Annotated in this window: 14 protein-coding genes; 5 read left to right on the forward strand and 9 right to left on the reverse strand. The window is 44.2% G+C overall.

The annotated features are described in order from the left end of the window. Positions 1-57 precede the first annotated feature (57 nt). Genes THEIN_RS05880 through THEIN_RS05890 form a run of 3 tightly spaced genes read left to right on the forward strand, consistent with a single transcriptional unit; the run spans position 58 to position 2,815 of the window. The gene (locus THEIN_RS05880; protein ID WP_013907765.1) at positions 58-513 is read left to right on the forward strand and encodes a hypothetical protein; all 456 of its coding nucleotides are present in this window, start codon (positions 58-60) and stop codon (positions 511-513) included. Then, the gene (gene coaBC, locus THEIN_RS05885) at positions 497-1,702 is read left to right on the forward strand and encodes a bifunctional phosphopantothenoylcysteine decarboxylase/phosphopantothenate--cysteine ligase CoaBC (protein WP_013907766.1); all 1,206 of its coding nucleotides are present in this window, start codon (positions 497-499) and stop codon (positions 1,700-1,702) included. The genes THEIN_RS05880 and coaBC overlap by 17 nt, the downstream gene beginning before the upstream one ends. A 33-nt stretch (positions 1,703-1,735) precedes the next feature. Next, complete coding sequence (locus THEIN_RS05890) at positions 1,736-2,815, forward strand: M24 family metallopeptidase (RefSeq protein ID WP_013907767.1); 1,080 nt, start codon at positions 1,736-1,738, stop codon at positions 2,813-2,815. Here THEIN_RS05890 and THEIN_RS05895 read toward each other — a convergent pair. Together THEIN_RS05895 and THEIN_RS05900 are read right to left on the reverse strand one after the other, a co-directional pair. Continuing rightward, on the reverse strand, positions 2,812-3,702 hold the full coding sequence (locus tag THEIN_RS05895) for a Wzz/FepE/Etk N-terminal domain-containing protein (protein ID WP_013907768.1): 891 nt from the start codon (positions 3,700-3,702) through the stop codon (positions 2,812-2,814). The two genes, THEIN_RS05890 and THEIN_RS05895, sit on opposite strands and share 4 nt — an antisense overlap. 254 nt (positions 3,703-3,956) lie before the next feature. Beyond that, positions 3,957-4,544, reverse strand: a complete 588-nt coding sequence (locus THEIN_RS05900) for an RlmE family RNA methyltransferase (RefSeq protein ID WP_013907769.1) — start codon at positions 4,542-4,544, stop codon at positions 3,957-3,959. A gap of 85 nt (positions 4,545-4,629) precedes the next feature. Here THEIN_RS05900 and THEIN_RS05905 point away from each other — a divergent pair, with 85 nt between their 5' ends. Then, a complete protein-coding gene (locus tag THEIN_RS05905) occupies positions 4,630-5,382 on the forward strand; it encodes an ABC transporter ATP-binding protein (protein WP_013907770.1) in 753 nt (250 codons plus the stop codon). Here the strand turns inward: THEIN_RS05905 and THEIN_RS05910 are convergent. Genes THEIN_RS05910 through THEIN_RS05940 form a run of 7 tightly spaced genes read right to left on the reverse strand, consistent with a single transcriptional unit; the run spans position 5,367 to position 13,110 of the window. Beyond that, positions 5,367-6,917, reverse strand: a complete 1,551-nt coding sequence (locus THEIN_RS05910) for a methylenetetrahydrofolate reductase C-terminal domain-containing protein (RefSeq protein ID WP_013907771.1) — start codon at positions 6,915-6,917, stop codon at positions 5,367-5,369. The two genes, THEIN_RS05905 and THEIN_RS05910, sit on opposite strands and share 16 nt — an antisense overlap. Further along, the gene (locus THEIN_RS05915; protein ID WP_013907772.1) at positions 6,918-8,279 is read right to left on the reverse strand and encodes a sigma-54-dependent transcriptional regulator; all 1,362 of its coding nucleotides are present in this window, start codon (positions 8,277-8,279) and stop codon (positions 6,918-6,920) included. Next, positions 8,276-10,453, reverse strand: a complete 2,178-nt coding sequence (locus THEIN_RS05920; RefSeq protein ID WP_013907773.1) for a sensor histidine kinase — start codon at positions 10,451-10,453, stop codon at positions 8,276-8,278. Before THEIN_RS05920 ends, THEIN_RS05915 begins: the two co-directional genes overlap by 4 nt. Before the next feature lie 5 nt (positions 10,454-10,458). After that, complete coding sequence (locus THEIN_RS05925) at positions 10,459-11,010, reverse strand: DUF4390 domain-containing protein (RefSeq protein WP_013907774.1); 552 nt, start codon at positions 11,008-11,010, stop codon at positions 10,459-10,461. Positions 11,011-11,012: 2 nt separating this feature from the next. Further along, positions 11,013-11,540 (reverse strand): nitroreductase family protein, encoded by a 528-nt coding sequence (locus THEIN_RS05930; RefSeq protein ID WP_013907775.1) that lies wholly within the window; start codon positions 11,538-11,540, stop codon positions 11,013-11,015. Then, the gene (locus THEIN_RS05935; RefSeq protein WP_013907776.1) at positions 11,527-12,216 is read right to left on the reverse strand and encodes a flavodoxin family protein; all 690 of its coding nucleotides are present in this window, start codon (positions 12,214-12,216) and stop codon (positions 11,527-11,529) included. The genes THEIN_RS05930 and THEIN_RS05935 overlap by 14 nt, the downstream gene beginning before the upstream one ends. Further along, entirely contained in the window at positions 12,217-13,110 is an 894-nt protein-coding gene (locus THEIN_RS05940) for a spermine/spermidine synthase domain-containing protein (RefSeq protein ID WP_013907777.1), read from the reverse strand. A 475-nt stretch (positions 13,111-13,585) separates the two neighbouring features. On the opposite strand from THEIN_RS05940, the gene sat reads away from it, so the two are divergent. Beyond that, complete coding sequence (gene sat / locus THEIN_RS05945) at positions 13,586-14,944, forward strand: sulfate adenylyltransferase (RefSeq protein WP_013907778.1); 1,359 nt, start codon at positions 13,586-13,588, stop codon at positions 14,942-14,944. Positions 14,945-14,946 lie beyond the last annotated feature (2 nt).

Consider the following 14,946-nt stretch of genomic DNA (forward strand, 5'->3'; position numbering starts at 1 on the left):
TATTTTGGAAAGAGGTCATTTAAAGTAAACTATGGTTAAAAAATTGAGGAGGTTATTATGAGGGTATGGGCAAAGATCAGTGTGTTAATTTTATTAGTTTTTTTGGCTGGTTGTACTTTGCCAGGTAAAGAACAACCAAAAACAACTCCCCCGACGGCACCAGAATCTTCTCCGCCAAAGCCTTATTATACTGGTACAGAATTTCCCAATATTGTTGTGCCTACCGGACTAATGGTGGACCAGGCTAAATCTATGATTGTTCGCACCCAAAACTATATTGGTGGTGTCTTGGTTTTAAAAGGTCGTATTAAAGGACGATCACTCGAATTGTTTTTTAAAAATCAGCTCAAAGCCCGTGGCTGGGAGCTTACCGGAAGCATTTTTTACCGTAGTATCCTTCTTACCTTCAAACGCCCAAACGGCTGTTGCATGATTTTGATTACGGAACAACCCTTCACTACAGAAGTTCAGATTTGGGCCAGTGAAACTTTAGAAAATGATATTAACCAATAAAAGAATTCTTTTAGGCGTAACCGGAGGGGTGGCGGCCTATAAAGCCGCCTCTCTTCTGCGCTCTCTACAAAAAAAGGGGGCAATTTGTCGCGTAGTGATGACGGAGGGTGCTGAGGCCTTTATTTCTCCGCTCACTTTTGAGGCCTTAAGTCAGGAAAAAGTTTTCACCCAGAAGGATTTTTTGAATCCCCAGGGAGGCTTTATCCCCCATACAGAACTTGCCCGTTTTGCCGAGGCCATCGTAGTAGCGCCGGCTACAGCTTCTTTCCTGGCCTCTCTGGCGGCAGGCGATGCCAAAAGCATCCTTGTAGCCACGATCTTGGCCTCAAAAGCCCCGGTTATTATCTGTCCGGCTATGAATGTAAACATGTGGGAACATCCCGCGGTTCAGGAAAATATTACTAGGCTTCGCCGTTGGGGATACGAAATATTGGCGCCCGATGAAGGGGCATTAGCTTGCGGAGATATTGGTCCGGGAAGGCTCCCTGACGAAGAAGTTATTACGGCTTATTTGGAACATCTGCTGGCTCCTAAAGACCTTGCGGGTAAGAAAATATTGATAACCGCAGGCCCCACGCGAGAACCAATAGACGCCGTGCGTTATCTCTCTAACCGTTCTTCCGGTAGGATGGGGCTTGCTCTGGCCAGAGCTGCCTGGTTAAGAGGAGGAGAGATAACAGTAGTCCATGGCCCCATAACGGTTCCCCTTCCGCCTTATCTGAAAGCTATTCCTGTAGAAACAGCTAAAGAAATGCTTGAGGCGGTTATGGATAGATTCCCTGAGACAGACATACTGGTAATGGCCGCAGCGGTAGCTGATTATCGCCCTAAAGAGATCTTCCCTGGCAAAATAAAAAAGTCGTCCCAAAATACTCTTATTGAACTTGAACCTACAGAAGACATTCTTTTAGCGGTAGCGCAGGTTAAGCGAGTTGACCAAATAGTTATCGGTTTTGCTGCTGAAGAAGGCGCTAAGCTCCTGGAAGAAGCCAGGCGCAAGCTTAAAGTCAAAAAGCTTGATTTAATCGTAGCCAATGATATCTCCCGCCCAGAAACAGGTTTTGAAATAGACACCAACGAAGTCTGGCTAATTTCTTCTACAGGCAAGGAAGAAAAGATTCCGTTGGCCCCTAAAGATCAAGTAGCCTGGCAGATTTGGGATTGTATAGTTGAGTTGTTGGGTGGTTGAGTAGTTGAGAGGTTGAGTAGTTGGGAGGGGTAAATGGAGGTTAGACAAAGGCGATTAAGGCGGGTGAGGTTGTCGTTACCTAAAGAAGGAGCCCTTCTTGTTACCTGTCAGGAAAACCGTCGCTATCTATCGGGCTTTTCTCCTGAAGACGTGAGCCTTAATGAAAGCTCTGGAGCCCTTTTAATCACCAAGAAAGAGGCCTTTATCCTTACAGACCCGCGTTACCAGGAAGAAGCCAAGGAATGTGAGCCGCTTTTTGAACCTCGGATTTACCGAAAGGGGCTTATCGCTGAGTTAGCTAAACTAATTCCCCTTTTAGAGATAAAGACTTTACTGATTGAGCCACGCTACGTATCAGTTGCCCTTTTAAGAGGCTTTGAAAAAAAGTTTTCTGTAAAAATAGATGAGGCTCGTCCGGTCATTGAGCGCATGCGTGAAATAAAAGACCAGGAAGAAATTGAGGCTATTCGTAAAGCTTTGGCTATTGCCGAAGAAATCCTTTCAGAAGTGGCCAAAGAAATAAGGCCGGGGGTTACAGAAAAAGAGCTGGCGGCCAAAGTTATCATGATGAGCCACAAAATGGCCGACGGACTTTCCTTCCCTCCGATAGTAGCCAGTGGGCCTAATGCCGCCCGGCCTCATGCTGAACCTACCGACAAACCTTTAAAACCAGGAGAGCCGGTAATTATTGATATGGGAGTAAAGTGGCAGGGTTATTGTTCTGATATTACCCGTACTTTTTTTGTGGAAAAGGCAACAGGTAAATTTAAATATATCTACAAAATGGTAAAAAAGGCCAAAGAGGCCGCTGAACAAAAATTAAAAGCCGGAGTCAAAGCCCAGGAACCAGACGAGGCGGCAAGAACTGTTTTTCGGCAAGAGGCCCTAGAAAGACACTTCTGGCATTCCCTAGGCCACGGGGTTGGCCTTGCCATTCACGAAGCCCCAACCCTTTCTTGCCGCAGCCATCGCAAATTAAAAGCCGGACATGTGGTTACGATTGAACCCGGCCTTTATCTCCCGGACTGGGGCGGTGTGCGCCTGGAAGACATGGTGGTAGTAACCGATGAGGGTTTTACCCGTCTAAATTCTTTAGGTTTTTTGGAGTTTTAAGGATTATCTTTTTCGTAGCGCTTTTTAGCGTTTTCCAGCCACTCCGCAAAAAAGGCCAAAAAGATCCCCAAAAACAGGCCTGAAACCAAAGCTACAGCCAAAATTAACTTGGCTTTGGGTTTATAAGGTTTTTGGGGAATTACAGGTGTTATGGCCAGTTCTACCCCTTTTAACCTGGCTAACCTGGTTTGGCTTTCAATAAGATTGCTTTCAAGCTCCACGATAGTTTTGGCTATATCATAGGGATTAACGTCTTTATATTGAGTGGGATTTTGTAGAACTTTCTTTTGAAGATTTTTCAAAATATCAATGTTTTTCTTTATAGAAGCAATTTCTTTTAAAAGTTTTTCTTTTTCGGTTTCAATTTTATCTTTTATGAACTCTGTATTGTTTAGATAAGCTAATATTTTATTTGTTATTTCCGGAATTATATTTGGATCTTTCGTTTCTACTGTCAATAAGACTAAATTTTTGTTATTTCTAGGAATGTTAGCCTCAAGGTTAACAACTTGATTTATTATGTCTTCCTTAACTTTTAATTTGTGGCTCAACTCGGCTAATCGTCTTTCTTTTAGTAATGAATTTAAAGTATCTATTTTCTTTTTTAGAAGAAAAGGAATAGAAGAATCGACAGATCCTGAAGAATCGGTCATTTCGGATAAAAATCCAGCTTCACTTTTATAAATTTTCGGAGAAATAAATGCAAAAGCTAGGGCTATTAACACAAACAATAAGGTAGTTGCGAAAATATAAAGTTTTCTCTTTTTTAAAGTCAGCCAGAGTTCGTAAAGGTCTATTTCGTCTTCGTCATAGTAAGGTGGATAGGGGGGATAGAGAGGCATTTGACGATTGATATTATTTTCTCCTTCTGTTTTTCTTTCTGACATAATTTCCTCTTTATAAAACCTTTGCAAAAGTTCTGTTTAAGAGACTGCTTCGCTTCGCTCGCAGTGACAATGAAAGAGGAACTCGCCTTGACAACGTGCAGTCATTGCGAGCCACGAAGTGGCGAAGCAATCTCCTTGATACTCTGTAAAAACTGCATCCTTGCGAGCTACTTACACCGTTATTGCGAGTGAAGCGAAGCAATCTCTATCTTTGGGCTGATAAAATAAAGTATCAGCTACTAAAGTCAAGGTTACTACTTTTCTTTCCTGGCCAACACAAATATTTCGCGGCTTTCGGAGCGGGTGCTTTTGGGGCGAAAGCGTTTTACCGGGCCAATTCTCTTTTTCACTTCATCTACAAACCCGGGGAAAGCTTCTCCTTCAAAGACCTTTACAAAAAACACCCCACTTGGTTTTAAAACTTTTTCGGCAATTTCTAAGGCGCGCTTAGCCAAATGGACAGAGCGAAAGTGGTCTCCTGAGCGGTCACCAGTGGTTTTGGGGGCCATGTCACTTAAAACGGCGTCAAAGGCAGAGACACTAGCTTTTTCGCAAAGTTCTTCAGGATTTAATTCAAAAATATCCTGCTGTAAGAAAACAAAGTTGGGCGCAGAAATCTTAACGGGGCTCAAATCAACCCCAACTACTAAGCCGTTTTTACCGACTTTTTCAAGCGCGTATTTGCTCCAGGAGCCGGGAGCAGCGCCAAGGTCAAGCACCTTTTGGCCGCGGCGCAAAAGGCGGTATTTCTGGTCGGCTTCTTTAATTTTATAAACCGAACGGGCGGGATACTTTTCCTGCTTGGCCTTTTTAGCGTAATAATCACGAGGCTTATAGGGCATAGAAAAAGCCTAAAGCCAAAAATGGGGACAGGCAAGAGCAAAACTTGAAGCTTTTTAGCGTCTAAGGTAAGCTTCCGCCGGGCCAATGCTTTTACAGGTCAAAGACCTTACCAAAAAATTTCGCGGTCTGATGGCTTTGAGAGGGGTGAACTTTTCCCTGGCCAAAGGCGAAGTCCTTGGGCTTATCGGTCCGAACGGGGCGGGTAAGACCACGGTTATTAACATAATCTCGGGTTTTTTGAAACCTACCGAAGGAAAAATATTCTTCCAGGGCCGGGAAATAACCGGCTTTCCCCCGGAAAAGATTGCCCGCCTTGGGATTTTACGGACTTTTCAACACGTGCAGATCTTTCGTGAGTTAACCGTCTTAGAGAATGTGTTATTAGGTTTTACCCGCCATCTTAAACGCCGTCTCTGGCATGATCTGTTAGGCTTACCTTTAGCTCGCCGCGAAGAAAAAGAAATTCGTGAAAAAGCGCAGGAAATTCTTGCACTCCTTGGCCTGGCGGACATTGCTTCTATGCCAGCTTACGAACTACCTTACGGAAAGCAGCGACAGGTAGTTTTGGCCCGAGCGGTGGCTTCTCGTCCTGAACTCCTTTTACTTGATGAGCCTGCGGCTGGCCTTTCCTCTTCTGAAACCAAAGAGCTGCTTTTGTTCCTCAAAAAACTGAAAGATATGGGTCTTGCCATGCTTATAGTTGATCACGACGTAGAGCTTATCTGGGAGATATGTGATCGGGTGGCAGTATTGGCCTTTGGAGAAGTGATAGCCTGTGGCGCCCCCTCCCAGGTTAGGCAAGACCCAAAAGTAGTGGAAGTTTATTTAGGTTCCTGAAAGTTTTTAGGAACAGGATGCCGATGATGGTCTCGACCCAGGTAAAAGTTCAGCCAGGAAGAACGCCCAGAAAGCCCCCAATCCCGCGGGGGGATAAAACCTTCTTTTAAAAGGTGCCTTTTGCCAATAGCTTTAAGGCGTTCATACACTTTTACATAATGGCATTTTTTAGAAGAATCCACTTCACAGTAACCATCTTTGCTACCGCCACAGGGGCCATTGAGAAGATTTTTGGCACAACCACTCTGGGGGCATAAATAGGCCATTTCTCCGAGAGTACAATCTCCACAGCGCTGGCAGTCAAAGAGAAGCCCTTTTACCGCGTACTCAAATTTGGTAAACCAGGGTTCAAAAGAGGATCCATCTATTTTTTGGGCGTATTTTACGGCAAAGTTGTAAAAACCTTTGCCAGGTTCAAAAAAGAGGTCATGTACCCACAGGTTTAGGGTAAACATCAAGGGTTTTTTCTGGGCCGGCGAGAGCTTTTCATATCTTTCAGGGAGGTTAAGTCCGGTTTCAGGGTCTTTACTGTAAAGGTAGAAAGTTCCTTCAGGGGCGTTGCGAAATTCCGGGAGAAAATCCTTCCAGCGCGGATAAAACTCTTCAGCCTTATCCAGAAGAAAGGCTATGTCTTCGTAACGGACCTTGCCTCCCGAGATGTGGACACCGTCATAGCCCATGCCCCTGAGAATAGCTACCAGTTTGGCCGCCCGGATTAAAGCGGCCCGGTAAGTATCCTTCTCTTGACGAGCCTCTTCTTCTATCTGGGCCAGGTATTCAGCGGTGATTTCTATGCCGGGGATTATCCCTTTATGAAAAATACGGGCCATGCGCACATCAGTAATAAACACGCTTCCAATCAAGGGGACGTTCAATTTTTCTTCTCGCATGTAAAGCAGAAGTTCGTGAAACTTGCGAGCGTCAAACCCCACCTGGGTGATTACAAAATGTGCTCCGGCCTTTATCTTTCGGTGGAGTTTGTAGTATTGGGGCATGAGTTCGGCCTCAAACTTTTTAAAGGGCGTAACCACGCAGCCTTTAAAAAAGGGCATGGGCGGAAGTTTTACGCCACCTCCTGGAGCCTCAGGCGGAAGCTCTATGCCCTTTTCCATTTCGGTTATTAGCTGGAGGAGATGTACGGCATCAAGGTCAAACACCGGTTTAGCCCGTCCCATAAAGCCGTAAAGGGGGAAGTCTCCCGTCATAACCAGGAGATTGTGAAGGCCTTCTCTGTCCCGAGCAAAAAGGGTGCTTTCTATCTGGTTACGATTTTTGTCCTTGCAGGTGAAGTGAAGAACGGGTTCCAGGCCAAGTTTTAAGATTTCGCGACCTAAAACCGCAGGAGACAGGGCCGGGTGCCCCCCGGCGTTTTCGGTAATGGTCAAACCATGCAGGCGGCCGTCTTTGGTGGCCTCTTCAGCAAACTTTATAATCTTCTGAAACTGGCGGAGCCTGGTGCTTCGTCCAGGGACAAGCTCGTAAGTAATAGTAAAAAGATCTGGATTTTCTAAACACTTTCTGAAAGAACAGACCATTTAAGATTCTCCCGAAAGACCTAGGGCCTTTAGTTTACGATGAAGATAAGTTCTTTCAAGCCCTATGGCCTCGGCGGTCTGGGAAATATTTCCTTTAAATTCTGCAAGCTTGCGTTTCAAAAATTCCCTTTCAAACAGAGACCGCGCCTGTTTAAAGTCATTACATTCAAACCAGGGTTCCTGACCAAAGGAAGTTTGCGGAGGTTGATTGATTTCAGGGGGAAGGTCCTCAAGGGATATAGTGTCCCTTTTGCTCAAAATTACTAGCCTTTCAATTAAATTTCTCAATTCTCGTATGTTTCCTGGCCAGGGATAGCGTTTTAGGGCCTCCATGGCTTCAGGAGTAATTTTTTTGCGCCCGAGGCCGGAGTGCCTGGCAAATTCGTCTAAAAATTCTTCCACTAATAAGGGAATATCTTCAGGCCTTTCACGCAAAGGCGGAATGTGTATGGGAATTACATTCAGACGATAATAAAGGTCTTCGCGAAAACGGCCTTTTTTTATCTCTTCGGTAAGATTTTTGTTGGTGGCAGCGATGACTCTTACGTCAACGGAGATGGTTTTGGTACCACCTACCCTTTCAAAACATTTTTCCTGAAGCACTCGTAACACTTTGGCCTGGGCCGAAAGACTCATGTCGCCGATTTCGTCAAGAAAAATGGTACCCCCGTCTGCCAGGTCAAATTTCCCTTTTTTAGAGGAGACTGCTCCGGTGAAGGCGCCTTTTTCGTGGCCAAATAGTTCAGATTCAATGAGGTCTTCGGGAATAGCGGCACAGTTTACGGCTACAAAAGGTTTTTCGGCCCGGCGTGAAAGGGTATGGATCATGCGGGCCGCTACTTCCTTGCCCACGCCTGATTCTCCGGTTATAAGCACGGTGGCATCTGTTTGCGCTACTCTTTCAATGGCTTCGCGGAGTTCCAAAATAGCATGACTCTGGCCGGTGATTCCCGGACCGGTGAGGTGCCTTTTAAGAGTTATGTTTTCTTCTCTTAAAGCTCTGAATTTTAGGGCGTTAGCTACGGTTACTACTACTCGGTCATAAGAGAGAGGTTTTTCCAGGAAATCGAAGGCTCCGAGCTTGATGGCCTTTACCGCTGTCTCTACGGTGCCGTGGCCAGAAATCACTATAACGGGAAGATCAGGGCTTTCTTTACGAAGTGTTTTAAGAAGCTTTAAGCCGTCCTGGTCTGGCAACCAGACGTCAAGGATAAGGAGGTCGGGTTGCTCTTGTTTGACTTTCTGTAAGCCTTCGGCTGCATTTTTAGCCGTAATAACCTGATAGCCTTCGTCTTCTAAGATATCTGCCAGGCTTTCTAATATGGCCTCTTCGTCATCTATAACCAGGATTTTTTCATTCATAAGGTCTTAGGTAGCTCGATGATAAATTTGGCTCCTTTTGGGTGATTATCTTCTGCCCAGATTTTTCCCCGATGTTCTTGAACAATAGAGTTTACGATGGCCAGCCCCAGCCCGCTACCCCCATTGGCTGAAAAATAGGGCTCAAAAAGTCTTCCACGGATTTCTGGGGCCACGCCTTCACCGGTATCAGCTACTTCTATTCTCAGGCGACCATTTTGCTCAAAAATGTTTACCTGGATTTTTCCCTGGCGATTCATAGCCCGGATAGCGTTGTCAAAGAGGTTTAAAAAAACCCGTTTTATTTGCTCTTTATCAAATATGGCCTTAGAAGAACCATTTACATTTAAACTAAATTCCACTTGAGGATGACCTTCTCTATAAAGATCAATAACCTCTCGGGCTATCTGAGCGATATCACCCTTTTCAGCCTTAAGTGACGGCAAACGGGCAAAGGCTGAAAACTCGTTTACGAGATGTTTTAATTCTTCTACCTGTTTTTCGATGGTAGAAGTGCAGCGCTCAAGAATCTTTTGTTCGTCTTCAGGAAGTTTTCCTGCCAGACGTTTTCTAAGGCGCTGGGCCGAAAGCTGAATTGGTGTCAAGGGATTTTTAACTTCGTGGGCAATACGGCGGGCTACCTCTCGCCAGGCTGCCAGCCGTTGTACCCTTTCTTTTTCCGTTACATCTTCAAGTAAACACAAGTAGCCTACGTTTTCTCCTGTTTCCGATTCAAGAAGAGTTATGGTTACTAAAAGGGTTATTGGCTTACGGCGTAATTCTACCTTGACTGTTTGCTGAACCAACTTTTGGGGAGAGCTTTTAGCTTTTAAGAGCAATTCTTGAGCCATTTCAAAGTATTCTTCCGGTAAGAGTTTTCTTATCTCCTGACCGATGAGGCGTTCTGGGTAAGCCCCCAACAGCTTGGCGGCCATGCGATTGATAAAAGTAACCCGACCTTGGTGGTCAAGAGCAATCACTCCAGCGGTAACATTGGCCAGCAGAGTTTCAAGATACCAGGTACGCCGGCTAAGCTCTATGTTGATTTCCTGTAACGCGGCTGTGGTTTCTTCAACTTTCTGGCGATATTCTTTTAGCTCTTTGGTCATACGGCGGAAAGCCCTGACGAGATGTCCTACTTCATCAGCTGTTTCTTCAGGCAGCTCCACGTCAAAGTTGCCACTGGCAATCTGCTGAGTGGCTTCAGCTAGCGAGTGTACTGGTTCAGTTAGCCTCTTCGCAAAGCGCATACCAAACCAGATGGCCACAAAAAGGGTAAGAAGTGTGACCAAAAGCAGCATTAAAATAAGAGAAGATTTTAAAGGATCTTTGAAAAACTTGAGCTGTTGATAGGCTTCGATGCCTTTGCCCACTTCGCTTATAAGCTTTTCAATGCTAGGGTCTAGAAATAATCCACATGCTACGACTATTTTTTGCTGGCGATAGGTGGCAGGGATAAAAACCCTTAAAATCACTTTATTTTTCAGGGAACTGATTTTACTTGAAGGGGTATTTTTACTAATAACTTTTTCTAAAAGACCAGGAGAAATCCCAATGTTTTTAGGGAGAGGGCGGCTATAAGAGCCTTTAATGAGTTTTCCTGATGAAGAATAGATTTCGAGGGTATCAAGGTCTAATCTTTTTCGCCAGTAGCGAAGGTGTTTAGAAGACAAGCTTTTAGTCTCGGAAAGATAGCCATTGATAAATAGTTCGGCCTTATTAGTCAGTTCCTTTTCTTTTTCTTGGTAAATAGACTGGGCTTCAAATAGGGCTTCCTGTAAACTGCGGTCGAGATTGCTACTAAACCAGAAATCAAGGCTAGTTTCGATGAACTTAAAAGACACCATAAAAAGAAAAAGGGTAGGCACTAGAGCCAGGAAGATAAAAGCCACGGCAATGCGAGTGCGCAAACGTTCAGCAAATCGTCCCCTTGGGGTATCAAAAAAAAGCTTTAGCAAATTTCTGATTACTAAAAAGGCCACTAACAAAAGAAGAATAGCGTTTACTTGAAAGAGGATATAAGCAAGAAGATTTATCTCCCGTGAAGGGATCTCGCGAAATATTTTAACTTCAAAAACTATGAGGACACCTAAGAGTAAAAAGGCAAAAAGAGCTATTAATAGCTCTCTTCGCCTTTTTCTTCTTTCTTGATCAAGGGTCTGTTGTTTTGAGGACATTATTCTTAAAATTTAAAGCGAATAGTTACCCAATCAGATTCAATTTTACCGCCTCTAAAGATGAAACGTAAGATACGGGAAGGAAGATTGGGAGATATCTTTTGAAAAAGAATGGCTTTTATCTTTAAGCGGTAAAATTGTTTAGGCTTAAGAAGATTTAACGGTATGACTGGAATATTCTTGACATCTCCAGCAAGGTGTAAGGCCTCTTTAAGAGAGCTTACGGCTTTTGGCGGAGAAGAAGAACCCACTAACTGGACTAAATAGACTTTTTTTACGGCATCGTAATAGATCTCTCGCAGGACGATGTGATAAAGTAATCTTTCGTCCCACCAGAAACGTTTTGGCCGTTCTAAAACAATCTCAAATTGCAGACGCACAGGTATCCCATGATGAAGAGCAGCGTCCAATTTGGTCACAGGGAGTTTAGTAAGATTCCAGGAACAAACGAGATAGCCGTTTTCTGAGCCAAGGGTAAGATTTTTAATAGAAAAGGCCTGTCCGCTTTGAGCTTTTAATAAAAACAAGAAAACAACTACAAAAAAAATCTTTTTCAAAACTACCAGTACTCCTTAAGAATTACTTCTTCTAGTGGTTTGCGACTGCTTTTTTGGTCTCTGGTCTTGGGGTGTCCCAGGGCAACAACTGCCATCAATTCTAAATTCTCAGGAAGATCAAGACTTTGGCGTACCTCTTCGGCATTTTTTAAAATTTCTCCAAGCCACACGGCTCCAAGCCCAAGGGCATGGGCCGCAAGAAGCATATTTTCAATACAGGCTCCCATGGCTTGGTGATCTTTTACTTCGTGGTACATAGCATTTTTATCCACAAATACAGCTATAACTACTGGAGCATTTTTTATGATTTCGCCATAACGGGTAAGTTCAGCCAGTTCTAGGCGTTTGTTTTGATCCTGGACAATAACAAAGCGCCAGGGCTGATTATTAAGCCCAGAGGGCGCCCAGGTGCCAGCTTTTATTATTTCGTAAACGAGTTCTTTGGAAACTGGTTCTTCAGTGTAGTTTCGGACACTTCTTCTGGTATAAATGGCCTCAAGTACCGGGTTTTCAAATTTAGTTCTCTCCATGGCTTTTCTCGTAAGCCTCCTTTTCGTCTAAAATTTGACGACGTATCTTTTCCAGAAGTTCTTTATCGTCAAGGTAGCTCAAAGGGCCATTTAATCCCTTTAGTTTGGCGGCAAGGCCGGTGGCCAGAAGCCCTACGTTAACGGCGTCCATAACCGCCCGGTCATCATAAATGGCCTTATTAGCCATACGAGAATAGGCGTGGGACCAAGGAGCAATAATGGCTCCCATGGCGTTTAACACCGTGAGCAAATACCCTCCGGCCATAGTGAGCCCTGCGTCTGCACCCACAGTAATAGCTCCAACGACCTTTCCTTCCATATAGCTTGGCTCACCGTAAGCCACCATATTTTCAAGACAGGTTATACGATCTATCAGGTTTTTCATAACCCCTGAAGGGGCATACCAGTAAACCGGAGTGGCAAAAATAATAACCTCAGCTTGATTTATTTCTAAAAGTACTTCTTTGCCGAAATCTTCAAAAATACAGGGGAAGCGACAATTTGGATCTTCTTCCTGAATACATCCTTTGCATGGCTTTATTTCGCCATCATAAAGGGATATTAATTTGGTCTGGGCTCCTGCCTCTTTAGCCCCAAGAAGAGCCGCCCGGAGAAGCTGACTTGAACCACCGAAAGGTCTTGGGGAACCTAAAATTCCTAATACTGAAACAGACATTTATTTCAATACCTCCTGCCAGAATTTAGGAATAGAAAAAGAAGCGCGATGAACCTCGTGGGTGTAGTACTTAGTATCTTCAAGAGCAGGACGCCTTGGTTCAATTGGAGTCTCTCCTTGGGCCCGCAAAATATAGGCATTGTCTCCGCCAAAAGAGGGGATATCGGCCCGGTAACAGTAAACCTCGTCCTGGCCGTAAACCTTGACAAAGGTTTCATAGGTCCAGGCAAGTACGTTTTTCATGGTAAAAGGAGTAGCTGCCTGCTGAACTATTAAACCCTCAGGAGCAAGTGCCTTTAAAAGTTCATGGAACTCCTGACTGAAAAGAGAATGAGAAAGTTCAATTGTTTTACCTTCAGGAGAAATATCAGGGTCTGTGGAGTCAATTATTACTAGGTCAAAATGTTTTTTTTCTTTTACGTAATCTTCTACCAATTTATAAGCATCGGTTATCAAAAGTTTTAAGCGAGGATCCTCCCCAGGCATAAGCTCTGGAAAGTATTCTTTTACTATTTCTGGCACGTGGGGGTCTATATCAGCGATAATAATTTCTTCAATATCCGGGTATTTGAGTAGTTCTCGGGCAGCACCAAAGTCTCCACCACCACAAATTAAAACGCGTTTGATTTTTCCTTCTTCACGGGCCTGAACCGGAATGTGAACCAGGGCTTCATGATAAATAAACTCGTCTCGAGTGGTAAACTGAAGAGTACCATTAAGAAATAAAATACGCCCCCAGAAGGGATGTTCCATAACGTAGAGAGTCTGCGCACCACCTTCAGAGTGGATAATGTTTCCATGATAAACGTAAAAAAAGTCTTTTTGTACCGGCTCTCCTAGGATGAGACGAATTCCTTTTCCTTCAGTGGGCAAGGAGTTTGCCATAATGGCCATAAAGCAGCCTCCATAAATAAGATTTCTCTTGATTTTGGCAATTTTGTTTCAAAGATAGCCTAAGCTTAATTAAGAGCAAAGCTTTATTTTAAAGCTTAGCGGGAATCTAGGGTAGCTTTCCATAGTCTTGAAATCTGAATCTATTTTACCCCGATGGTAAAAGACAAGAAGCCAAGAGCACAGCTATCAAGCGCAAACCCATCGACCCATTAACGTATTAACCTAGGTGCGTACGGAGTCCCAATAAATAAGTGGGAATCTAAGGAGAGGTAAAGGTTTTAGCCCATTTTTGCGCTCAAGGCTGAAATACCAAGGAACTTTGAGAAATTTAATATTTGCTGATAAAAAACGCTCCTAATTTAAATTAAAATGATAAAATTCGGTTTTTCAATTTTCAAAGATTAGGTATAAATGCTTTAACCTAGCACAAAAGCAAATTTGAGTTGAGAATCACAAATTTTTAAGGAGGTGTACGATGTCGAGGTTTTTAATCCAACGTCCCCTGCCTCATGGAGGTAGATTAGTAGAAAGGGTCATCACTGACAAAGAAGCTGCCAAAAAGATGATCAAAGGCTGCCCTTCCTACGACATTAAGCCCACTCTTCACTATGAAACCGGTGTCCCTGTGCGCAATGTCTATCGTGAGATTATGTCTATCTGCTACGGCTTTTTCAGCCCGGTAGAAGGTTCTATGAAGCAGGCTGAGGTAGAAAGAATTCTTAAAGAGCGTCGTCTTTTGAATGAATGGATTTTCCCTTATCCGTTAGTTTTTGACATTAGCGAAGAAGATTTTAAAAAGCTTGGTGTAGGTGCTGGAGACCGCCTGGTTTTAAATCTCAAAGGCAAACCTTTTGCCATTCTTGATATTGAAGAAGTCTGGCGCATTGATAATCCTGAAGAACTTGCTCACTTAACTTTTGGTACCCCTGAGCGCAACCCCGAAGTAGTCAAAGAGCCCTTTAACAAAAAACATCCCGGTTGGGTTATTTATCGCAGCTTACAGCCAGTAGTTTTGGCTGGTAAATACACCATTATTAATGAGCCCAAGATGAGGCCTCCTTTCGATAGGTTCTGGTATCCGCCGCGCAAGAGCCGTGAAGAATTTGATCGCCGTGGCTGGCGTACAGTTATCAACCACCAGACCCGTAACGTTCCCCACGTAGGTCACGAATTTTTGATGAAATGCGCGGCTTTTACCGGTGACGTTGAACCCTGCCACGGTATTTTGGTAAACGCGGTTATTGGTGTGAAGCGCCGTGGTGACTATCCTGACGAAGCTATCGTTGAAGGCCACGAGGCTGTTAATAAGGGCGGTTATATCAAACCTGAGCGTCATCTCCCCACCATTGTTCTTTGGGATATGCGCTATGGTAACCCGCTTGAGTCCTTGCTCCACGGTATTATCCGTCAGAACATGGGTTGCACCCACCATATGTTTGGGCGTGACCACGCGGCTGTCGGTGAATACTACGACAAGTGGGCTACCCAGATCCTCTGGACCAAGGGTATTCCGAGCTTTGGTTTTCCTGCTCCTCCAACAGATGTTCCTTACGGGCTTGATATCAGGCCTCAGAATATGCGCGAATTTTCTTATTGCCCCACTTGTAAAGAAATGGCTTACTCTGAAACTTGTGGCCACAAGCGCGAAAAGCTCTCTGGAAGCTTTCTCCGTGGCATGGTAGCTGAAGGTGTTCAGCCGCCTAGCATTATCATGCGTCCTGAGGTTTACAAAGTAATTGTCAAATGGTGGAAGCACTTTGGTTATCCGTTCTGCAACGAAAAGTATGTCGTCAACAAGGAAAAAGAACTTGAAGTTGACCTTGAAGACCTTTAAAG

This window comes from Thermodesulfatator indicus DSM 15286 (assembly GCF_000217795.1).
Lineage (GTDB): Bacteria > Desulfobacterota > Thermodesulfobacteria > Thermodesulfobacteriales > Thermodesulfatatoraceae > Thermodesulfatator > Thermodesulfatator indicus.